Below are 22,767 nucleotides of genomic sequence, written 5' to 3'. Positions count from 1 at the left end.
AGGTACACAGACTATGACGAGTGAACGACCAACAACCTACGATGAGAGTCAGATTCAGGTGCTTGAGGGCATGGAAGCTGTCCGCAAGCGGCCTGGGATGTACATTGGCCCAACCGATATTAACGGCCTGCACACGATGGTGCGCGAGGTCGTTGATAATTCGGTTGATGAAGTCATGGCCGGACGGGCAACCAGCGTGAGCGTGACCATCCACCGCGATGGTTCGGTGACGGTCAGCGATGATGGGTCGGGGATTCCGGTCGGGATCCATCCGAAAGAGGGAATCAGTACGCTCACCCTTGTTATGACTCGACTCCACGCCGGTGGAAAGTTTGGTAGTGGTGGCTATAAGGTCTCGTCTGGTCTGCATGGCGTTGGTGTCTCGGCAGTAAATGCGCTTTCAGCCTACATGCGGGTTGATGTCTACCGCAATGGTCGTCACTACTACCAGGAGTATCGTGCCGGCGTACCGGTAACCGATGTTATTGATCTCGAACCAACTGACCGCCACGGCACCACCACACGCTTTTTGCCCGATACCACGATCATTCAGACGCTCGACTACAATTTTGATACGCTAGCGCAGCGCTTCCGCGAGATGAGTTATCTGAACAAGGGTCTGCGCTTTAAGTTCGTTGATGAACGAACCAATCGCGAACTTAACTTTTACTTTGAAGGTGGGATCGTTTCGTATGTGCGCCACCTCAACAAAGATAAGACGGTTCTCCACCGTCAGCCGTTTTATGTCGAGCGAATGGTAGACGATGTGATGGTGGAGATCGCATTGCAATATACCGACTCGTTTGACACCGATAATGTCTATACCTTTGCCAATAACATTAATAATGTTGACGGTGGTTCGCATCTGTCGGGGTTTCGTACCGCACTGACGCGCGTTATCAATAATTACGCACGGGCGAAGGGATTACTGAAAGAAAATGAGAGCAATCTCACCGGCGATGATGTGCGCGAGGGATTAACGGCAGTGATCAGCGTTAAGCTGAAAGACCCTCAGTTTTCGTCGCAAACCAAAGAGAAGTTGGTGAGTCCGGAAGCTGCGAGTGCCGTTGCTACCGTCTTTAGCGATGCGTTCAGTGCCTGGCTCGATGAAAACCCCACAGAAGCGCGCCGGATCATCGAGAAGGCTATTTCGGCTGCACGAACCCGGCTCGCAGTGCAGAAGGTGCGCGAGACGGCTCGCAAGAGTGCAATGGAAGGATTTTCATTGCCTGGAAAGCTGGCCGATTGCTCTGATCCGAACCCGGCCCGCTGCGAGCTGTACATCGTTGAGGGAGATAGCGCAGGTGGCACTGCCAAACAGGGACGTGACCGTCGTTTCCAGGCAATTCTGCCGTTGCGGGGCAAGATTTTGAATGTCGAAAAGAGTCGGCTCGACCGCATGCTGTCGAATACGGAAGTACGAGCGTTGATTACGGCTATCGGAACCTCGATTGGCGATCAGTTTGACCTGAGTAAGCTGCGCTACCATCGTATCTTTCTGATGACTGATGCTGATGTTGATGGTAGCCACATTCGGACGCTCTTGCTGACCTTCTTCTTCCGACATATGCGTCCACTGATAACGAACGGACATCTTTTTATCGCCCAGCCGCCACTGTACCGGATCAGGCATGGCCGTGAACAGGTGTATACCTATTCTGATGCCGAGCGGGATGCGTACTTGAGTAAGCTGCCACCCGGGACAAAAGTGGAGATTCAGCGTTACAAAGGTTTGGGTGAAATGAATGCCGAGCAGCTTTGGGAAACGACGATGAACCCGCAAAATCGGGTGATTCTCCAGGTTACCTTAGAAGATGCAGCCCGTGCCGATGAGACTTTCACGATGCTAATGGGTGATCTGGTGCCGCCGCGACGACGATTTATTCAAACCCATGCGAACGAGGTTGTCGAGTTAGATATTTAACAGCGAGTGGGTAACAAGCGCATTGGCAAAGCGAGGGCAGGCAACCCTCGCTTAATTTTTATGTCAAATGAGAGCGCTGCCTGACGATTCGCCATCGATCACGATGGCAACCGTGCAACCTAGCACACCGCTCCTGCGTACATAGTGTCACAGATCATCATGTTCGAAGAGGAGGCATTCAATGACGGTCGATCCATTTTCGCTACCACCCGTAACCCCTCAGTCATCACGACGCAGTAATCTCCCCTTACTTATTGCCGGTATATCGGTCGGGGTATTACTGATCGCCATTGGAGCAGGCGCTCTCCTGTTTAATTTGCTTACTCAGCGTGCAAGCAGGATTCCGGAATTGCTGCCAGCCGAGACCCAAATCTTTGCTGCGATCACCCCCAATCTAAGCGACTTACCCAACATTGACCGCCTGCGCCGTGCCTTCCCTGAAACATTCGATTACCAGAACGACCAGACCACATCCGATCTGCTTGCTGAGCAATTTGGGGTTTCATTCAACGAAGATATTGCGCCGTGGATCGGTGCTGAAATGGCCCTCGCGGTATACGGCATACCGGTTGAACGCATTGTTGATCCCAATGTAGGAAACCTGGACTCGCCGTTTGGTCTCCCAACACCACCAACATCCGTGAATGATGATGCGATCAGCGAAGGGAACATCCTGCTCATTGTAAGTATACGCGATCAGCGCGCAGCACAGGCTTTTCTCGATAAACAGCGTACCTTCCGTGAGAGCAAGGGTGAACGCTTTACCAGCAGTACAACCAATGGCATTACCATTTATGCGAGTGATACGCCAGACAGTGCGTTTGCTGCGTTTGCCCTCGCCCGCGATATGGTTGTCTTTGCCAACAAGCCCGATGGAATTGCAACCTTGATTCAGCAACCGGCAGATACCTCACTGGCTCGAAATACGTCGTTTCAAGCCACCGTCCAAAGTTTACCAAATGATCGCATTGGTACGATCTACATCGCCGGGAACACGATTGCACAGGTGTCACAAACCGCTATCGATGCGTTCAATCTGAGCAACACGGCATCGTTTGTACGCGATGCTGTGACAATCGGACAGGCTATGCACGGTGTTGGGCTAACAATGGCGGTGACCGAAGATGGATTACGCTTCGATGCAACGGCAGTTCTGGATCAGGCGCGCTTAGGTGGTGAGTTACGCGAACGCCTCAAAACATTCCGACCGGCGGTATCACCAGAACGCGCCGGTAACGTCAGCAGTGATGCGGTAGGTGTGATCAGTTTTGCTATTCCCGCCGATTGGGGTCAGCAACTACGTGATCAACTGGCCGCTTCGCCCGATACTACCAACACCCTACGCGATCTCGAACGTAGCCTCAATATCGACCTGGAACGTGATCTGTTTCGTTGGTTTCACGGTGAAGGAGTTATTACCATTCTCCCTAACGATAGCACTGATTTGCCGGTTGGTGGCTACTTTGCTTTACAGGTAGCCGATCAGTCGGCAGCTCAAGATGGGATGCGAACGCTGACAACCCTCATCGAAGACTTGATCGGGGTCTCGTTCGAGGACGTTTCAATTGGACGAACACAGGTACAGGCAATCACCGAGGGTGATTTCTTTATCGGTTACGGCTTTAACGGTCGTGATCTGGTCATTGCCGTGGGTCGTTCGGCGATGGAGGCTGCATTTGGGGCCGAAAAGAAACTGGCGAGTGTTGCTACCTACACCGATGCACTCAAGGCCATGCCGTCACCAAACGCCGGTGTTATTTATGTAAACTTAAAGTCTGTCCGCGATCTAAGCAAGCGGCTTGGTAACGATGTCGATCCAGAACTCGATCGACGACTGTCCCCATTTCAAGCACTGACAACGAGTGGTACCGTTGGGATCAATGATCGTGGTGTGGCACGTGGCACACTTCTCTTGAGCATTACGCCTTAAAAATCAGGCGTATCTTGTGTGTAGGGGATCATTGGGTAAGGGCGACACATACGTCGCCTTTACCGTGTCGTCAGGTGTGTTCATTGGCGAATGCACCTCCCCTTTCCGTTTGGGTCAGGTGGAAGATGAGGGAGTTGCCCTACCATACGCCGATGGGGATGGATCAACGCACCGGCGAGATAGCTGGTTGCAGACCTCTGTTGATACAGGTGCTGTGGGAACTCCTCTCTCGCATCATGCCTCTTCTCTCTCTTTACCTCACTGCTCACAGGTAGATGAAAAATGGTACGATAGATAGGGAGTCACTTGAAAGAGGAGTAACACTGATGACTCAACAACCTCCGCATCGGTACCTCGGCAAAGCCCGCAAATCGGTTGATGGAATTGAAAAAGTAACCGGACGCGCTCGCTATGCCGGTGATGTCTACCTGCCCGGTATGCTTCACGGCAAGCTTGCCCTGAGCATGTACGCCCATGCGCGGATTGTGAGGATCGATACTGCCGCAGCAAAAGCCATTCCCGGTGTGGTTGCGGTATTGACCGCGCACGACTTGCCGGTTCGCCAACACCAGCCTTCATCGCGGCAAACGACTACACTAGCCCGAGATGTGGTGCGCTATCGTGGTGAACCGGTTGCACTGGTGTTAGCGACACATCCGGCAGCGGCTGAAGATGCGGTCGCTGCGCTACAGATAGACTACGAACCACTTCCTGCCGTCGTCACCGTAGAAGCAGCACTCGATCCGGCAGCACCGGTTATCTGGCCACAAGGTGCGCCGCGGGCTGATGCTGACCTTACGGCCGCTCATGCAGCCGTCGCCCGTGGCGAAGAACAGAACGGGCATACGGTCTCAAATGTACACGAGCGGAAGCGGTTTAGTCGCGGCGATGCACATACTGCTCTGGCCGCCGCTGATGTGGTGGTAGCAGGCACATACCGAACCTCAATCGTACATCAGGGCTATCTGGAACCACACGCAGTTGTGGCCGATGTTGACCCAATACGTAAGCAGATTACACTGTACACCAGTACTCAGGGACAATTTGGGGTACGTGATGAGGTTGCCCGTCTGTTGGGGCTGCGGCCGAGTCAGGTTACCGTTGTACCGATGACGGTAGGCGGCGGTTTTGGCGCCAAGTACGGCATTCTCGAACCGTTGGCTGCGGCGGCGGCGATGGCTGTTGGACGTCCGGTACGCATCGTTCTTGATCGGAGCGAAGATTTTCTCACTACGACGCCATCGCCGGCAAGCACGATCACGCTCAAGCTGGGGGCTACCCGCGAAGGCATCCTTACCGCACTGGTTGCCGAAATCGTGATCGACAATGGTGTGTACCCATTTACCCTCGGCGGTATCATGAGCACGCTGCTGGGTGGGTACTATCGTTGTCCGAACGTACAGATTGATGTTGTGGAAGTGCTAACCCATAAACCACAGGCTGGCGCTTATCGTGCGCCGGGGGCGCCACAAGTCACGTTTGCGCTCGAATCGAGCATTGACGAGCTGGCCCATCGCTTAGGGCTTGATCCGCTCGAGTTGCGAATGCGCAATGCAGCGACCACCGGTGATCCGATGGGGAATAACGATCCCTGGCCGTCGATGGGTCTTACAAAGGTACTGGAAGTCGCTGCTGCACATCCGCTCTGGCGTAACCGCACGCCAGGGAGTGGTGTTGGGATGGCTATTGGCGGCTGGCCGTGTGGAATGTCGCCAGCCGCAGCGGTCTGTCGGGTTGATACCGATGGAATAGTACGGGTTCACGTCGGATCAGTAGACATTTCGGGTGTCAATAGTAGCTTTGTGTTGGTAGCGGCTGAGATTTTGGGAGTGCCACCGGAACAGGTTGAAATTGTCGCCGGCGATACCCGCAGCGGACCGTTCGCCGGACCGAGCGGCGGTAGTCAGATCACGTATAGCGTCACCGGGGCAGTTGCTGCGACAGCCCGCGAGGCACGTCGTCAACTGCTGGAGATCGCCGCTGATATGCTTGAAGCTCGGATTGATGACCTGGATATCCGAGAGGGAGAGGTTCTGGTCCGTGGCGTTCCCGGGCGTTCGCTACCTATCGGCGAGGTAGCCCGCCGTGCCCAAGAACAACCGGGTGGACCAGGGCCGATTGTCGGTGAAGGTCGGGCAGCACCGGCCGAAAATGCACCGGGTTTTGTTGCACATATTGTTCAGGTGGCAGTTGATCAGGAAACCGGTCGGGTACAGCCGTTACGGTATGTTGCTATTCAGGATGTTGGCTTCCCACTCAACCCACTGATGGTAGAAGGACAGATCCACGGTGGTGCGGTGCAAGGGATTGGTTGGGCACTACACGAAGCCCTGCGCTACGACGAGCGCGGTGAATTGCTCACAGCCAGTTTGATGGACTATACCCTACCCCGTGCAGCCGACGTGCCCTCGATTGAGGCCGTTCTCGTAACTAATCCGGCACCCAACGGCCCCTTTGGTGCACGAGGCGTGGGTGAGCCACCGATCACCGCCGGCGCAGCGGCTATCGCGAACGCCATCCGTGATGCGACCGGCGCGCGCATCTATGAGCTACCAATGCGCGATGAGATTGTTTTTCAAGCGATTCGGCAGGTATCAAAGGAGGAGTGTTTGTGAGATAGTTCGCGTCAGAGGGCTGAAATCAGCAGGTCCTTGGATGAGACCATCCCACTAGGGAATAGGGCGAGATTGATTATTGATTTAAAAAACCACGTGTACGCATTCCTAACTCAGCGGCATCGTTGTGTGGGTGTCCTGGCGGCTTGCCGTTGGCAGACCAATCGTGGAAACGAACACGTGAAAGTGTGGGAATATTCCTCTCGCAACTGTTGCCGATGGCATCGCCCTCTTCTTTTCCCGTTTACGAGTGTGGGCAGAGGGCTATTGCCGTCGCCACAGCAATCCGATCAACGTACTACCACACATTACCCAGCCAAACCAGTCGCCAGTATACGTATAGAAGGTGCGCTCTGAGAGAGTAAACGCTTCGCCGACGACAACACTACGCTGATTGATTGCACTCTCGGCGGTTATTCGCCCGTAAGGGTCGATCACCATTGCTATCCCGCTCGTCGCACCGGTGGCGAAGGTAACGCGATTCTCAACTGCTCGCAAGACCGAATCGGCAGCATGTAGTCGAGGAAACCAGGGATTAGCGGCAAAGTCATCATCTACCGGCATGAGCACAATCTGCGCACCATGACGGGCTAATTCGCGAACAATCCAGGTCGGATGACGATCCCAGCACACCCCCAGGCCGACGTTGCCGTATGGTGTTGCAAAGACGGAAAACGTGGCTGAACCCGCGACAAAACCGAATGCCTGCTCGCCACCGGTGAGATTGATCTTGGCCCGCCGACCAACTTCTCGGCCATCAGGGCCAATCATCACTGCCGCGTCGTGCATACCGGCCTCTGCATGCCAAACCATATCGACCACCAGATACGTATTTAACTCACGCGCCAACCTCCCAAGCTGTGCGACAACTGCCGGATCATCGGCATCGGCAAATTCGTTCTCCGGCCACACCACAAACGCCGGTTGAATATCAGCAATGCTGCGGGTTAAGGTTTCATTGATGCGAAAAATGGCCTGCGACATTACTGGAGTGTCGGCATAGTATCCCTCTTGATCACGGGGAAGATTGCTCAGTCTCTGAACGGCAGGGTCTTGATTAACAAGATCAACTGTCCCGGCAATACGAAAGACTGGTGCCACCGCATCGGGTATCGTGAATGCCCCCCATCCAACCACAAGCAGCGCGAACAATAACCCGATCAAGGCAGGCAGATGCCAGCAGCGCTTTTGCCACCATTCCAGTATGATCATCGTCAGAGCAACGTTTACCAGCATTATTAGAAAACTGAGACCAGGGAAACCGGTTATGGTGAGGAGTTGGAGCACTGGAGGGAAACGCCATTGACTTTTTGCCAATACCTCGATCCACCATTCGCTAACGACGGGGGCTACAAAACGGAGAAATTCCAGCGCCGACCAGGCGACCGGCAATCCCAGCAAACGAAACGGTTCCGGCAACCGCTGTTGCAGCGTCATACCAGTATGAATGAGGCCGGCGTAGAAGGTTCCAGAAGCCAGGATGAGGAAAATACCACCGACCATCCCGAACAGGGCCGGATACCAGAGATGGGTAAATGCCGACCAGATGATGCCGCAGGGCAGTGCCAAAAGGACATAGTGACGTGACGGTTGCGTATGTAACCCGAGCAAAAGGGGGATGAAGCTGACCCAGCCGAGGAAACCCCAATCAAGGACGGTTGGCATCGCCGCACCGAGCAACAAGCCAGACATTGTTGATAGAGCGAGTGCTATGCTGAAACGACTGTGTATTCCCGTAGCGCGCATACCCATTCACCCCGAACAGCACATGGGTTACTGATCTTCTAACACTCCTCGCAACTGCGCTTCTAACCAAGTGTGTAAGAAGACGACCGACTCACCGGGCAGGAGTGGCAGTACCGTCAGACCACTGGAATAGGTTTTGGGCACGTTATCAGCAGGAAAGAGGAGCGCAAGAGCCTTTACCACACGCTGACCAGACCAATCACCAATACCGGCCAGATAGCTATACCCTTCATCAAGTGCACCTGCCGGTAGTTCACCGGCTTCGTGACGGTATTTGGCGTCAAGCAGAATCAGGCATGGTTCGGCTCGGGTCGGGGTTATCTCTAATGCTATGTCAGGAATCCGTACCCGGTCGTCAAGTGAACAGAACGGCTGACTGTCGGGGGCATAGCGTGGCTGATAGCGCAGTTTCACCATCGCCCCATCAGCATTCACCAGCACCAACAGCGGGTATTGGTGTTCAATGTGAAGATGAAAATCTTCACTCACGAGCGATTGCTCGACAATGTGCCAGCCAGGGAATTGAATGAGGCTGAGTGCAACCTGTGCTGTACACCAAACTTCGTACAACCGCGCCACCTCACGAACTGGGATAGAAAGAAGATCAGATGCCCATCCAACACCCAGCCGTCGCCGAAAGAGACGGCGGTACGCCTGAACGATTCGCTCATCGCGAGTACGCGGCTGCCAGGAAGTTGGAGACATTGATGCAGGCGCAGAGACAACGATGCGGGATCGTATTGCCCGCAGACGACCAACGACGGTGATTAACGACATCCGTTTGTCAGCCGGTAGTTCGGCAAGCAATAACCATTGCGCGGCGCCGATCACTTGATCAAGCAGCGCCGCTACAACCTGAAGGCATCGCTCAGATGGATCGTGCCGTGGTACCAGTGGCTGAATGCGATCAGGCCAGCGAGTTTCCGATAACGGCATTGCATCAGGAGTGATACGCCAGCGCGATGGATCAGGGCGCTCGCGCCACTCGCCTAGCTCACGTGGGCGATCAAGAAGAAGCCGACGATTCGCCTGACGTCGGGTTAATCGCTCTAGCGCTGCAATCAAGCGTGCAGTTGCCGATCCGGTTAGCAAGGCCAGCAGTGCTGCCACGTCAGATCGTCCAGGCGCCACATCACCAGCCGGTTGGCGTCCACTCCTCAAAGCGTGAACCAGGGTCGGTATCAGTTGAGCCAGATCGGCCAGTAACCGCGTGTAGCGCTGAGCGTCGAGCAGTGAAGGAACAACACGCACAACTTCACGCCATTCAGTACGCTCTGTCGATGATTGAATTGTGATATGAGCTTCGTATTCACCAGCTACGGCTGGTGCCTGCCAACGCCAACGCCAAATCGCCTCGCCTGGGCGCAGGAATGGTTCAAGGAGAACACCATCAACCACCAGTTGAGCAGTGGCATTAACAGGCACTGCACACGACCACTCGACGACCTTTCGTTCGATGACGACCGTCGAAGCTGCCGGTTGACCGTCGATGAACAACACCACATCATCTACCACCATCGTCTCCGTTTAAAGTAGATTGCTAAACTCACTGCAATCGTTATCATCAAACTGAGCGCAAACGGATATCCCCAAGGTTGTTCAAGTTCGGGCATCAACACAAAGTTCATGCCGTAAATACCGGCAACCAGTGAACAGGCCATCAAAATGATCGACCATAGCGTCAAAACTTTCACCAACTGATTAAGCTGATTTCCTTGCAGCGAAAGATAGCTATCCAATGCGCTTGAAAGCAGATCACGGTACAGATCTATCGATTCGGTAATTCGCACCAGGTGATCGTAAACATCACGCACATAGGTCAACTCGCGTGGTTGAAAGATCCGAATTTCCTGGCGCAACAAGACATTGAGAATATCGCGTTCGGGAGCAACGATTCGTCGTAACAACAAGAGGTCCTTCTTTAAGGTGAATATTTCACCGGCAATCTCCTGACGACCGCGCTGGAAGATAGCATCTTCCACATCATCAATCTGTTCGCCGATCATATCGAGCACAACGAAATAATCATCAACAATCCCATCAATCAGGGCATAGAGAATACTGCTTATCTGGTAACCTGGCACATAACCGTTACCCTGCCAGCGCGCCAATGTTTGCTGTACATGGCGAACCGGGCCAGTACGGATGCTGACCAGGTAATTTGCCCCGACAAAGAGTGTGATTGGGAGAAAATGCAAAGCCCGTTTGTCGGCATCGTACTCGATGCTGTAAAAAATGATCAGATAGTAGCCAGGATAGGTCTCAATTTTCGGTCGTTCGTGGGTCTGGATTGCATCTTCGATGGCAAGTGGATGAAATCCAAATTCATTGTGCAGTAACGCCACTTCGGTGGCGGTTGGCTGTTCGAGATCGAGCCAGATCAGGGTGCGCGGTTGCATCAACAGCTCACTGATCTGATCGAGATCGGTCAATGCCTCAACCTGCTGACGTTGGAATACTCGTAGGGTTACCATAAAAGTTGTGAGTTACGCTATAGAGCACGTACTTGCTCGATTATACCAGCCTGGTCACATTCGTGCAGGCCGTATCTCTGCCAAGAAGTCTCGTCAGCGTTATCAGACTGCACATGCGCCAGCCGATGCGTTACCATGCACCTGATGCGCCTTATTTTCTCACCCTTTTTTTTACACGGGGAACAGAATGGGGGCACCTCCTCAGCCAATGCGAGGGACAGGTGGGTATGTTCGGCGATAACACTACAACGGGCGGGTTGAGAACTCACCCTACCTGCGATGACACAACGGAGGAAACCCGGCACTGGATTGCGAATTCTGGTCTTGACAATTACAGGGCGCAGTGACACTGCGCCCCGTCAGGAATTGATCGTTTTGCAAACATGCACTGTGGTACTGCGACAGCGGTGAACGCTGTTCAGTCAATGCACGAGCGCTTTACCCACTACTGCCCGTACCGCCAGCGCAAGTAATGCTGACCAACGTTCCCCATCTCGACCCGCCAGTTCGGATCGTTGTCTGGGGTATACGTCAGCACACGGCGTTCAAATGCCTGCATCAGCACATCTTTCTCAACGCCAGCAACACGCACCCGTGTCCAGTAGGGTTCGCTAATCGGCAGGCCCATCACGAACACCCAATCAATGATCTGACGATTGACGTAACGGCCATTTTCAAACACCACTCCCTGTTGAGCAAAATAGTCGAGGAAGACTTGCGGGATGTTGTGCCCAAGCGTCGCTTCGTAACTGCCAATACGTATATCGTAACGGGCCAGGTCAGGCCGTTCACTGACACTACCGTCACGATTGAGAAACGCAGTGACGACCTGGCCGGTACGATCCGCAGCTCGATTTTGATTAACCGGGAAGGCAACACTACGCAAGGTAGCGTAAGTGGGAGCATTAGGGTTAACTGCTGCTGGATCGCCGGCTACCGCTTCAGTCGCCGGTGTACGATCCTCAAATTGGGCGTCGCCGAGCTGAATTCGGCCGGTCAGCATCTCAACCACAAGCAAGCCGTTGGTCACATACCACTGATTACGCGGCGCATTCGGGTTGTTGATCTCCATCCGGCTCTTGTCGAAATACTGTACCAACCGGCTGCCGCCCGGACTTTGCGCATACGGTTCGCGCATCGCACCACTGATCGGCTGTGGTCCCCAAATCCACGAACGTGGACGTAACTTCGGCGCACCACTGGCTACCGGCTGATCGGTGCGCTGCCACACATTTCGCATAGCATCGTCGGCGAAGGCACCGTTGGGTGGAACAAAGCCACTACCGGACGAGGGTGGCGGAGGTGGAGGCGGCGGTGACGCAGACTGCTCGCTGCCCGGCTGATAGAGAAGGTAGATCGGACGTGGCCCAACATCGAGGGTCACCATCCCGCCTGCTGCGGCCAAGCGACGCTGACCACCATCGCGGTCGATGATGGTAACTTCGGCATCGGCGCTAGGAACACGCACCCGACCACTATCCACTGCCCAGATCACCTCAACGACACCACGTTCAGCAGCAAAACGGGCAGCGTATGCCTCTGGCCCACTGTAGCCGGTTAGATCATCGAGATAGACTACACCCTCGCCAGTACGAGTATCTGGATCATCGTCAATAACAATGGCCTGAAGTGTGATGTCACCATCGAGTTTGCCATCGACAAACCGAATCCGGTTCCCTGTCTCAACCGGGCCATTGATAGCAGCAACGAGCTGTTGCCAACCCGGAGGCCCGATCTTGCCCAGGCGGTATTGCAGAATCTCGCCCTGCGTGTCACGAAGCTGAACTTTCAGATCAAAACTGCTCCCGTCACCGTACACCCACATCCCGATCTGGGTCGTTCCAGCGGGGAATGTGATTGCTTCACGAGGAGTAAAACTCACATAATCATTCCCGCCAGTAGAAAAGCGGTAACGCACTTCCACTGCACCGCCCCCGCTACGTACCCGAGCACTACTCTGCGCAATCGAGCCATTTTCAAGCGGAAACGTTTGCCAGCCGATACTCCGCTCGAAGTCAAAAGCAATTCTCGCATCGCTCAAGCGGCGCAACCCAAGCGGCTGTCGCCCACCAACGTACTGGTTCAAGGTACGAAACGCCGCTAGAGCCGGTTTCGGCTGACCGTAATCCTCTTGTCCTCTGCCATAACGGAACAGGCCATACGTATTGTACGGCGTGCCGTTGCGCAGTTGCATGTCTTTGAAGCGAAACATAATGACCCGCTCGACACCGGCTTGTCGCAACAGGGCCATTGCCCGGATCAGATAGTTGGCTTGCGTTTCAACATCGACCGCCCGCTCACCCGTGCGATCACTCGGACTATCTGCCCAGCCAAATTCGGTAACCCAAATCGGTTTCGGTCCTAAGCGAGCGGCCAGTGTCTGAATTGCACCGATCCCTACCGTGTCAATCGAGCCAGCTTCAGGGCCGAGCGGATCGGTGTAGGGATGGAGGGCGATGACATCGAACGAATTCCAGGCGCCATTATCAGCAATTGCCTGCAAAAACGATCCCGCCGGTTCGGGCGAGACAATCCCGGCGGCTAAAACGACCGCACCCGGATCAACCGCTTTAATTGCCGGGTAAACGGTACGGAGAAGGTTTGCATAGGCAGCCGGATCGGGTGCTGGCCGCCAGTATACCGGATTGTCTGGCTCGTTCCATATCTGCCAGTGGCGGATTCGATCCTTATAGCGGTTCACGACCGTCGCCACAAAATTTGCAAAAAGTCGCGGCTCCGGCGGGTAGAAGCTCCCTTGATCGGGCGGGATGGCATCATCAGCCGGATTTGGCGTGCCCCAACCGACAGCCGGATTAAAAAGACCGAGAATGTTGACGCCGCGCTTTACTAGCTCATCAACAGCTCGATCGGTAAATGTCCAGTCGTATTGACCTGGACGCGGCTCGATCCGTCCCCACTGAAACTCTTCACGTGCCCAACCTAGTCCACTCTGCGCCACAACCTCAGCCGGTTGGTGCAATGAGTCGGGAAAGGGGTAAGTGGTTGCAATGTGAGTATTAGCTCCAAATACCGAGGGGCTGGCCGATTGCGTGCGCGTTACGTCCATCGGCCAAAGGCTCAAGAACACACCGATACATACCAGCAGACTGAGATAACGGGCAAAACGCATACAACAGTACTCCCTCTATGACGATGAGACCAAGACACAATTAGTATAAATGGTGAGTGAAACCAAAACGGTAAAAGTTTGGCGCGATTTTTTCATGCTGATAACGACAACCGGTTGTTTCCCTCCATTCTGCTGGTCAGGAAAGAGAGGGAAGGGAGGCGCAGGTTCCCAATCTCCCTTCAGTTCACCCTTTCGCTGTTAGGGAAGAAAACGGGTTCAGAGTAAAGGAAAGCTTCCACATATACGCGGGGGAATAACTAACGCAAGATTAGCGGGAGCATAACAGCATATTGTGGTGGTTCAGGAATTGCTACAGGAAGCGCGTATGACAGCGATAGTCGATCAGCACTATCAATAAAACGGACGTAGATCGTCGGTATCGTCTGTATATTCGTCAAGGACGGTACAATGTTAAGTGGAAGAATCACTTCGGGTCTGTAAGGTACACGAATTGCCTCACGAAAATCACGCCAGAAGCTCACTTCAATCGCTTGGGTATCTGCTGGCGCCTGCAAGTGGATCACCAGCCTTGCCTCTTCAATCTGTGCTGGTTCAGGAATACGATACTCAGGACCTGGCCCTATTCCGTTTACGGAAAATGCCTGTGTGATCGGCGCAGAGACATTACCAACCGTATTAACTGCCCGAAACTCAACTACATAGTCACCATCGTACAACGGTAACTCAACCTGTGCGATCTCACGTGGACTGTCGAAGTGACCATCAACTGGTATTGCTAGTTGCCAATCACTACCCTCAACTCGATACTCAATGGCGCTTATCCGATTGATACTCGCATCAGGTTGCACCGGTGAAGGGTAAGGAATATCACGGGCATTCAATTCGACAACCGGCCGTCGACCTGTTTCCTGAAGTGTCGCCGTTAGTGATATAACTGGCGTTGTGTCAAGCACATCTATCACACCATCGGCATCACTATCACGGTAGCCAAGCTGGTGGCGCGCCGACGTGTCAACAGCGCCGATCGTGAAGCTATAGATCAATTCGCGCATAATACTCGGTTCGTTGGTACCACAGTTATTAAACATACTATTTGTCGTCGGTGTGAACAGATACCCGCTCCGCTGATCACACGAAACACGAGCAGCACTATACTGGTCGAGTGCACCAAAGAGATGTGCAAACTCATGCGCGATCACCGCACGTAGCCACTGGGTCTGATATGGACCACCATCGGAAGTAATCACACTATACGGCCCGTGGAGATATGCGTAAGCGAAGCGGCCATCGGCAAAGTAGCCGTCATCACTCGCACTATTCACAATAAAGAAGATCGTCGCCCAATCTGCGTGTCGTTGCTCACGGAGATCGAAGAGCATTCTGAACGCCTGCTCGAAATGGCTTGCGCCAACATAGCCCAATTCGCTCAGGACATCACCGATCCAGCGCCTTTCCTGGGCTAGATCGTAGCGGATTGGCTCGTACATTGTTGGCACAACGCGGACACTCAAATCAAACTCCAGTCGGGCATCTGGTAACCGATCGCGCCACCAATCAAGCGCCGCCTGAGCCTCAGCAACGATCTGCTCGATCTGGGCGCTAGTCCAATCCTCCATCGAAGGATCAACAGCGCCGGTACTTTCTGGCAATATAAGTTGTACGGCTACTCTTCCGGCCAGATACTGACTTGGTAAACGCGGTTCAACATCATCAACCGCAAATGATAACCTTGCTGATGCGGGAGCAATCAGAACATCATCTTCAGGTAAGGGGAGTTCTGGTTGACCAGCAGGTGCGGCATAGAGGGTGAACGGCGCTGCGATAACACAGATGAGCAGAATTGAGAGAATATTGTTACGCATAGCGGCCTCGCATTGGCTACAATGAACAAAGAGCGCAAAGCCGTTCTCACATGCTCAATGTAGCTGACAATGCTGCCACTGGCGAGGGGCGAAAGAGTCCTGTTGTGCTGGTACTGGTATGACTAGCGTTTAACGACAAAGCATAGGATTCTTGTACTATGGTGACAAAATATTGTTGCGGATCGACAGTATTGCTCAGCGATCATAACCGCTACAGCATCGGTTAGAACGGGTTTTCAACCGCAAACACACCCCAGCACGACCCAACATATGACGAAGCGAAGGAGGCAATGCCAGGGGTATAATGAAGAGAACCTTATTCATCATCGCATCATTCGCGGCTCAGAACTCAACTTCCCCTCAACGTCCTAACCTTGCAGAATGCAGTCCTCTTTCCGCTTTCGGAACAGGAGGGGTAAAGGTTAAGGAGAAGTTCATGCAGCAATTGCAGCTCTGGCTACTCCGCATTCCAGACTCTAACGAAGACGATCAACGACGTGGTCGGATCATCATTGTCCTGGCACTCCTGATGAGTGGGTTGGCCCTCTTATCCATCCCACTAGTGTTTGCAGTGACACCACAATTAGCGTTCACCCTACTGCTGATCAATGTGACCGGAGTTCTTGTCTATACTATCGTGATCGTTCTCTGCCGAACCGGTTGGGTGCAAGCGGGTGGTCTGCTCTTCATCATCACCGTGACTACACTGACGATGACCATTCTATTTCTGGCTGAGAGAGATGATCCTACCCGTTATGCAACACCCTTCTTTCTCGTCTTCACAATCCTCATTACAGGAATGATCCTCCCACCAGCCTGGACTTGGTTCGCATTGTTCCTTAATACAACCGGTCTGTTAGCCGGATGGTGGACGACCGGTCAGTTATTGTTTTTTAAACAACCCGAAGGCACATTACAGATCGCTGCCCTGTTTCTGCAAGTTGGGTCAGCCTTGTTCACGTTCGTTGGGGGAAGCGTCACCAACGCCGCCTTGCGCGAGGCGCGTCGGCTTCGGGAAGAGGCGCGCCAGAGCGCCAACCAACTGGCTGCGCTTAATGCCACCCTCGAAGCACAGGTCGCCCAACGCACGGCAGCATTGCAGCAAGCGCTCAACGACCTCGAACAGCGCGCCGCCGAACAGGCCCGCCTGCTGGCCGAAAATGAACAACAGCGCCAGGTCATTCGCGAGTTGAGCGTTCCGGTACTGCCGGTACGCACCACCACGCTGGTGATGCCGCTCATCGGTGCGCTCGATACGGCACGGTTGGCCGATATGCAACGGCAGGCGTTGACCCAGCTTGAACACACCGGCGCCCGTGAACTGCTCATTGATGTGACCGGCGTCCCCGTGATCGATACCCAGGTCGCCAAAGGCGTGATCCAGCTCGTCGAGGCAGCACGCTTGATGGGCGCGCACGTCACGCTGGTCGGCATTCGCCCGGAAGTCGCGCAGACCCTGGTCACGCTTGGTATTGACTTGCGTGGCATTCGTACTTTTAGCACCCTGCAAGCCGCGTTGAAGAGCAATAGGTGACAAACGTATAGCAATCGGGCAGAGATGGCTCCCAAATCTCAGGGCGTATGCTGAAGCTGTCAAAATGAGGTGAACCGAAGGAAGCCATACGTTGTCTATCCGGTGTCCCATTGACAACCTGAAAGACGGTCATTCTTTACCCTGCCAGGAAAGGGATTTTCAACGTTTTTTCTATCTGGGCAGTGACGATACAGCGTTCGGAACGGTTTCCAAACTCACCCTTGGGTGTCTAGTTGATGCGATCAGCAACGGTTTACCGCACCCACCCCAGCATGCGGGCCGGAGGCCTGCACTCCCAGGCAGGCGATAATTGTCAGGTTTAGCCCATTGAGACTTTGTCTGACTATCGATATAATGAGGAATGTTCGTGCTCAACCTGTTCCAGGAGAAGGTATGCGAGCGTTGACTGACTGGCTGTTCCAGATCAAGTGTACTGACGAGGATGAATTACGCCGTGGCCGCACGAGCATCACCGTGGCACTCGTTATGATTAGCCTAGCAATTCTGGCAATTCCCATTGGCTTCTTCAGTGGTGGTTCATTAGTTGGCATCACGGCTATCTCGATTGGTATTCTTTCCTACATCATTGCGATCACCTTAACACGGGCTGGTTTTGTAAATTTTGGTGGGATTGTTCTAGTCAGTTTTGTTACTATCCCAACCCTATTACCTATTATTATCAACACTTCAGCAACGAGTCCCTTCACTTCACCCTTCTACCTTGTCCTCTCTATTCTTGTAGGTGGATTGATCTTGCGACCGGTGCTAATCTGGCTCGTGTTGGCAATAAACCTGTTTGGTGTGTTCATTGCATGGAACATCGCTGGTTTTAATCCTTTTGCCGATCAGATGACAACGGCGCTCAGTTCAGCCGCTCTGTTCCTGCAAGTGGGCGTGGCTTTGTTCACGTTCGTTGGGGGAAGCGTCACCAACGCCGCCTTGCGCGAGGCGCGTCGGCTTCGGGAAGAGGCGCGCCAGAGCGCCAACCAACTGGCTGCGCTTAATGCCACGCTCGAAGCGCAGGTTGCTCAACGCACGGCAGCATTGCAGCAAGCGCTCCGTGACCTCGAACAGCGCGCCGCTGAACAGGCCCGCCTGCTGGCCGAAAATGAACAACAGCGCCAGGTCATTCGCGAGTTGAGCGTTCCGGTACTGCCGGTACGCACCACCACGCTGGTGATGCCGCTCATCGGTGCGCTCGATACGGCACGGTTGGCCGATATGCAACGGCAGGCGTTGACCCAGCTTGAACACACCGGCGCCCGTGAACTGCTCATTGATGTGACCGGCGTCCCCGTGATCGATACCCAGGTCGCCAAAGGCGTGATCCAGCTCGTCGAGGCAGCACGCTTGATGGGCACGCACGTCACGCTGGTCGGCATTCGCCCGGAAGTCGCGCAGACCCTGGTCACGCTTGGTATTGACTTGCGTGGCATTCGTACTTTTAGCACCCTGCAAGCCGCGTTGAATAGTGAAAAACGCTAGGGACGCATGACACGTCCCTAGCGTATGATAGCGCCCCCTACTCTGTGGCTGACGGATCGGTTCCGCTCGTAGATGACGTTAATTGCGGTAAAACACCGCTCTCGCCGAGAAGACCGGTGCGCAGATAAACCAGAAGTTTCTTGCGCGTGTCGGCAATGTCGTTATTGCGCATGTGCAGTTGACCGATCCGATCTTGCGGCGTAAAGCTGGCCTCACCTTTCTCCATCGTCAGGCGGCTCGGATCATACGTCAGGTTCGGTGAGCTGGTATCAAGTATCGAATAGTCATTCCCCCGACGTAGACCAATCGTTACTTCACCGGTAATCAGACGAGCCACCCAGCGTTGGATCGACTCACGCAACATCATAGCCTGCGGATCAAACCAGCGCCCGGCGTACAGTAAGCGACCTAACTTACGACCATATTCCCGATACTGGTCGATAGTATCCTCGTTGTGGATACCGGTAACCAGTCGTTCATAAGCGATGAAGAGCAGTGCCATCCCTGGCGCTTCGTAAATACCACGGCTTTTGGCCTCGATGATCCGATTTTCAATTTGATCACTCATACCAAGACCGTGCCTTCCGCCAATCCGATTTGCTTCGGTCATCAGCGCCACGTGATCGGGGAAGGTCATGCCATTAATTGCAACCGGGAATCCTTCTTCAAATGTGATACGCACCTCTTCGTATTCAATCTGCACCTCTGGCCGCCAGAATGCCACTCCCATAATAGGATTGACAATCGTGATATTGCGATCCAGAAACTCCAAATCTTTCGCCTCGTGGGTGGCGCCTAAGATATTTGAGTCCGTTGAATAGGCCTTTTCTGCTGGCATTCGGTAATCGAGACCGGCGCGACTCAGGTAGGCCGACATTTCGGCCCGACCACCCAGTTCATCGATGAATGCCTGGTCAAGCCAGGGTTTGTAGATGCGCAGATCGGGGTTGACCAGTAAACCGTAGCGGTAGAAACGTTCGATGTCATTCCCCTTGTAGGTACTGCCATCACCCCAGATATTGACCCCATCTTCGCGCATGGCAGCGACCAACATCGTGCCGGTCACTGCCCGACCAAGAGGAGTTGTGTTGAAATACGGTAGCCCGGCAGTGGAAATATGAAATGCGCCACATTGGAGCGCCACCAACCCCTCGGCAACGAGCTGATGACGGCAATCGATCAGGCGGGCTGCCTCTGCACCATACATCAAGGCACGTCGCGGAATATCTTCATAATCAGGTTCATCGGGCTGACCTAGATTCGCCGTATATGCGTAGGGAATAGCACCCTTTGCACGCATCCAGTGAATGGCTGCACTGGTGTCAAGACCACCAGAGAAAGCGATGCCGATCTTTTCACCGACCGGCAGGTGTTGTAAGATTTTTGCCATGGTGCCCCTCATTTCCAACGTCTAGTAACATTAGCCGTTGTATTATACGACGGAACCAGTTCAACAGTGGTTACAGCTTAATACAGAGCCTGCAACGATGCACCACCTACCTGGGAGCGCGGGACTCTGGCTCGCATAGTGCCTCATAAAACTTCCCAAATTACTTGGCAGTAGTGAGGAGCGAAGAGAGAGGAGCGAGAAACGAGAGCAGCAGAGGCGGGTCCCTGACTTCTCCACAGTACGCGCAGCGGTGCTCTGATTCCCATTCTGCCAGCGGTCTCCCCGCGCCACGTATCTCTCATCGATCAAGTCGTCAGCGTATGGTTGGTGTGGGTCACAACTCGTCCGCCGCTCATGCGGGCCAGAGGCCCGCGCACCCAGGTCTGTACACCGCCTATGCGGGCCGGAGGCCGGCGCACCCAGGTCTGTATACCGCTCATGCGGGCCGGAGGCCGGCGCACCCAGGTCCGTATACTGCCCATGCGGGCCGGAGGCCCGCGTACTCAGGTCCGTACACCACATATGCGGGCCGGAGGCCCGCGCACCCAGGTCCGTATACCGCCTGTGCAGGCCGGAGGCCCGCGTACCCAGGTCTGTATACTGCCCATGCGGGCCGGAGGCCGGCGCACCCAGGTCTGTATACCGCCCATGCGGGCCGGAGGCCCGTACACCTGGGCGAACGCTGAAAACATCCTGTCACTGGTCTGAAAACCTTGACGAGCATGAGATTTCCAGCTACACTACACGCAATACACACAGAGAGGAGAACCCATGACAGCCACCCATCGTGTACCTCACGTATTACCACAACCACCATTGCCCGGTACCCAGCCACTATTGGCTGAGACAGGAGATGCTACCTGGCCATTGGCACTTAAAGCACTTTTGCTGCTTAATGGTGCGATCTCTCCTAACGACCCTGTGTTGACTACCTTGTCCGACGATGAGCTGATTGCGCTGCGAGGTAGTTTATTGCTTCTACAGAGTGACGAACCAACGAATATTGCCTAGGCTCCTACATATAGAAGGTGCGGGGTGTGCAATCAACACACCCCGCTTCTTGTTTTCTCTGGGTTTTTTTAGAGGGTGATCAAAAACCTGGGTTTTTGATGAGGCACGACCATGGGACATCGCCAGAATAGTGCAGTGAACGGTGGCGGGCAAGGCATGCGTCCCTTCGCTGCGATAGAAACGATGGCGCCGAGTTCAGCATCATTGCTGCGGAGCACGCCTGGAGACCCTCACCTTCTCCCACTCCTTGCCCAACTTCTGCGCCCACACGGGGCAATGAGAAATCTGGGTTTCTGATCAGGCTTTTAGAGCCTATCCGGGACACCCTGTCGCAGAAGAAAATCAGTTCATGCACAGCGCCGCTGTGCCCGTACATCTACTAGGTCTCATCTGTCTTACCGTGAGACGATGATATGGATAGGCTCTTACAAGTTGGTTATACGTTTGCCAGACGCGGACGTTGTTCGTTTGAGTGGTAAATTCGATCCATGAGACTGAGCAGTGACTGTTCGAGTTCAGCAACGACCAGCCGCTCGGCTGGTGAGAGGGGCAAGTGGCTCAGTTCTTCAAAATACCAGCGGATCATTGTGGCCGTATGTTCATAGGCTACGCCCCAACGGGGTAAGACACCACGTGCCCAGCGTAACTCGGTTTCAGCAATATCGAATGTGTTAAACAATAAGATGGCGTGCACCAGATTGATGAACGGGCGTACCGCTACCTCCGCCATTCGTTCGGCCGGAGCGTAATTTTCTTCGAGGCGCAGGGTATGGGTGAGTTCTGGAAAAGCGCGCAATAGCCTAACGGCTACCCGATAGGCGAAGGTCTGCCGGTGTTCCTCAACCCGACGTGCCAGTTGGTTGGCAGCAATCTCATCCATACATTCCCACCTCTGTGCTATGTATGTTGATTATAGCACGCGATGGACAAACATTACTTGTGCATCTATCCTGAGTTGTGTGGGCATTTCTGGTGCGAGATTACAGCGGTGTGGACTCCCTGGATTCAAGAGCCTGATCAGAAGCGTTTCCTTGGGCATGTACCGTGCCCGTGCAACTATTGCGTGAGGGGTTTCCAGCATCCTTTCTCTCAGCCCACCTTCCCCCTTCCTTTCTTCTACGGAGGGAGGAAGGGGCTGTGGGAAGAGCAGGGGCGTCAGGTGTGCGTTGCAGCACCGGCGCTGAACTCGGCGCCATCGTTTCTATCGCAGCGAAGGGACGCATGCGTTGCCCGAAACAAGACATTGCGTACCACTGTCAAGTCTCATCAACAGCCCAGGTTTCTGATCACCCTTTAACTATGGTGATTTAAGTACGTCCGGGTTTGTAGCCGACTACCCTAGCGGCTAAACAGTGTTTGTGCTACACGCACAATTGCCCGTAACTTTGGGCGTTGCAGTCGCTCAAGTGCTTCGGCGAGTGGTACCCACTCCACGGCAACAATCTGCTCACGGCCACCCATTGGTCGTGCGCGGCCCTTGATGGCGTGGAGTAAGTAATAGTCAACGATTTTGCGCTGTTGACCACGCGGTCCATTGATAACATAGTCAATACTGCCCAGCATATCAACCACTTCAGCGGTCACATGGGTCTCTTCACGTACCTCACGCACAATCGCGTCAAGTGCAGATTCCTTGCTCTTGATCTTCCCTTTTGGGAGTGACCAAAAACCTTTATGTTTGCGGATGAGTAAAATCTCAATTGTA

The 22,767-nt window shown here is 54.1% G+C and carries 14 protein-coding genes; 6 read left to right on the top strand and 8 right to left on the bottom strand.

Annotated elements, in window-relative coordinates; genetic code table 11:
• Positions 1-13 precede the first annotated feature (13 nt).
• The 3 genes from gyrB to JE47_RS0105075 all read left to right on the top strand — a co-directional run bounded on the left by gyrB (position 14) and on the right by JE47_RS0105075 (position 6,469).
• Positions 14-1,924, top strand: coding sequence for a DNA topoisomerase (ATP-hydrolyzing) subunit B (gyrB, locus tag JE47_RS0105085; protein WP_031458711.1), 1,911 nt, complete (start codon positions 14-16; stop codon positions 1,922-1,924).
• Positions 1,925-2,105: 181 nt separating this feature from the next.
• A complete protein-coding gene (locus tag JE47_RS0105080) occupies positions 2,106-3,854 on the top strand; it encodes a DUF3352 domain-containing protein (protein WP_031458710.1) in 1,749 nt (582 codons plus the stop codon).
• Between the two features lie 326 nt (positions 3,855-4,180).
• Complete coding sequence (locus JE47_RS0105075) at positions 4,181-6,469, top strand: xanthine dehydrogenase family protein molybdopterin-binding subunit (RefSeq protein ID WP_031458709.1); 2,289 nt, start codon at positions 4,181-4,183, stop codon at positions 6,467-6,469.
• 264 nt (positions 6,470-6,733) lie between these two features.
• On the opposite strand, the gene JE47_RS0105070 is transcribed toward JE47_RS0105075, so the two are convergent.
• From JE47_RS0105070 to JE47_RS0105050, 5 genes are all read right to left on the bottom strand, one after another.
• Positions 6,734-8,215, bottom strand: coding sequence for an apolipoprotein N-acyltransferase (locus JE47_RS0105070; RefSeq protein ID WP_236631139.1), 1,482 nt, complete (start codon positions 8,213-8,215; stop codon positions 6,734-6,736).
• A gap of 27 nt (positions 8,216-8,242) precedes the next feature.
• Entirely contained in the window at positions 8,243-9,733 is a 1,491-nt protein-coding gene (locus tag JE47_RS0105065; protein ID WP_236631138.1) for a nuclease domain-containing protein, read from the bottom strand.
• Positions 9,724-10,689 (bottom strand): magnesium/cobalt transporter CorA, encoded by a 966-nt coding sequence (corA, locus tag JE47_RS0105060; RefSeq protein ID WP_031458706.1) that lies wholly within the window; start codon positions 10,687-10,689, stop codon positions 9,724-9,726. Before corA ends, JE47_RS0105065 begins: the two co-directional genes overlap by 10 nt.
• Positions 10,690-11,134: 445 nt before the next feature.
• Positions 11,135-13,819 carry a flagellar filament outer layer protein FlaA gene (locus JE47_RS0105055; RefSeq protein ID WP_031458705.1) on the bottom strand — a complete coding sequence of 895 codons (2,685 nt, stop codon included), beginning with the start codon at positions 13,817-13,819 and terminating at the stop codon, positions 11,135-11,137.
• Positions 13,820-14,076: 257 nt separating this feature from the next.
• Positions 14,077-15,642, bottom strand: a complete 1,566-nt coding sequence (locus tag JE47_RS0105050) for a hypothetical protein (protein ID WP_031458704.1) — start codon at positions 15,640-15,642, stop codon at positions 14,077-14,079.
• A gap of 436 nt (positions 15,643-16,078) precedes the next feature.
• Between JE47_RS0105050 and JE47_RS0105045 the strand changes: the two genes are divergently transcribed.
• Positions 16,079-17,176, top strand: a complete 1,098-nt coding sequence (locus JE47_RS0105045) for an STAS domain-containing protein (RefSeq protein ID WP_031458703.1) — start codon at positions 16,079-16,081, stop codon at positions 17,174-17,176.
• 393 nt (positions 17,177-17,569) lie between these two features.
• On the top strand, positions 17,570-18,661 hold the full coding sequence (locus JE47_RS0105040) for an STAS domain-containing protein (RefSeq protein WP_031458702.1): 1,092 nt from the start codon (positions 17,570-17,572) through the stop codon (positions 18,659-18,661).
• Between the two features lie 37 nt (positions 18,662-18,698).
• On the opposite strand, the gene argG is transcribed toward JE47_RS0105040, so the two are convergent.
• Positions 18,699-20,051, bottom strand: a complete 1,353-nt coding sequence (gene argG / locus JE47_RS0105035; protein ID WP_031458701.1) for an argininosuccinate synthase — start codon at positions 20,049-20,051, stop codon at positions 18,699-18,701.
• Positions 20,052-20,822: 771 nt separating this feature from the next.
• Here argG and JE47_RS0105030 point away from each other — a divergent pair.
• Positions 20,823-21,062 (top strand): hypothetical protein, encoded by a 240-nt coding sequence (locus tag JE47_RS0105030; RefSeq protein ID WP_031458700.1) that lies wholly within the window; start codon positions 20,823-20,825, stop codon positions 21,060-21,062.
• 436 nt (positions 21,063-21,498) lie between these two features.
• On the opposite strand, the gene JE47_RS0105025 is transcribed toward JE47_RS0105030, so the two are convergent.
• Both JE47_RS0105025 and JE47_RS0105020 read right to left on the bottom strand, forming a co-directional pair.
• Positions 21,499-21,942, bottom strand: coding sequence for a hypothetical protein (locus JE47_RS0105025; protein WP_031458699.1), 444 nt, complete (start codon positions 21,940-21,942; stop codon positions 21,499-21,501).
• Between the two features lie 458 nt (positions 21,943-22,400).
• Positions 22,401-22,767 (bottom strand): NUDIX domain-containing protein (locus tag JE47_RS0105020; RefSeq protein ID WP_031458698.1); only part of this gene is annotated, 367 nt, incomplete at its 5' end.

It is taken from the genome of Chloroflexus sp. MS-G, from assembly GCF_000735195.1.
GTDB lineage: Bacteria > Chloroflexota > Chloroflexia > Chloroflexales > Chloroflexaceae > Chloroflexus.
Note: the sequence above shows the minus strand (reverse complement) of the source record. Positions and strands in the feature narration are given on the sequence as shown.

Coding starts and splice junctions, on each gene's coding strand:
- JE47_RS0105040 (WP_031458702.1), top strand. CDS start 17,570: ATGCGAGCGTTGACTGACTGGCTGTTCCAGATCAAGTGTACTGACGAG.
- JE47_RS0105055 (WP_031458705.1), bottom strand. CDS start 13,819: ATGCGTTTTGCCCGTTATCTCAGTCTGCTGGTATGTATCGGTGTGTTC.
- corA (WP_031458706.1), bottom strand. CDS start 10,689: ATGGTAACCCTACGAGTATTCCAACGTCAGCAGGTTGAGGCATTGACC.
- JE47_RS0105070 (WP_236631139.1), bottom strand. CDS start 8,215: ATGCGCGCTACGGGAATACACAGTCGTTTCAGCATAGCACTCGCTCTA.
- JE47_RS0105065 (WP_236631138.1), bottom strand. CDS start 9,733: ATGGTGGTAGATGATGTGGTGTTGTTCATCGACGGTCAACCGGCAGCT.
- JE47_RS0105025 (WP_031458699.1), bottom strand. CDS start 21,942: ATGGATGAGATTGCTGCCAACCAACTGGCACGTCGGGTTGAGGAACAC.
- JE47_RS0105080 (WP_031458710.1), top strand. CDS start 2,106: ATGACGGTCGATCCATTTTCGCTACCACCCGTAACCCCTCAGTCATCA.
- gyrB (WP_031458711.1), top strand. CDS start 14: ATGACGAGTGAACGACCAACAACCTACGATGAGAGTCAGATTCAGGTG.
- JE47_RS0105050 (WP_031458704.1), bottom strand. CDS start 15,642: ATGCGTAACAATATTCTCTCAATTCTGCTCATCTGTGTTATCGCAGCG.
- JE47_RS0105045 (WP_031458703.1), top strand. CDS start 16,079: ATGCAGCAATTGCAGCTCTGGCTACTCCGCATTCCAGACTCTAACGAA.
- JE47_RS0105075 (WP_031458709.1), top strand. CDS start 4,181: ATGACTCAACAACCTCCGCATCGGTACCTCGGCAAAGCCCGCAAATCG.
- argG (WP_031458701.1), bottom strand. CDS start 20,051: ATGGCAAAAATCTTACAACACCTGCCGGTCGGTGAAAAGATCGGCATC.
- JE47_RS0105030 (WP_031458700.1), top strand. CDS start 20,823: ATGACAGCCACCCATCGTGTACCTCACGTATTACCACAACCACCATTG.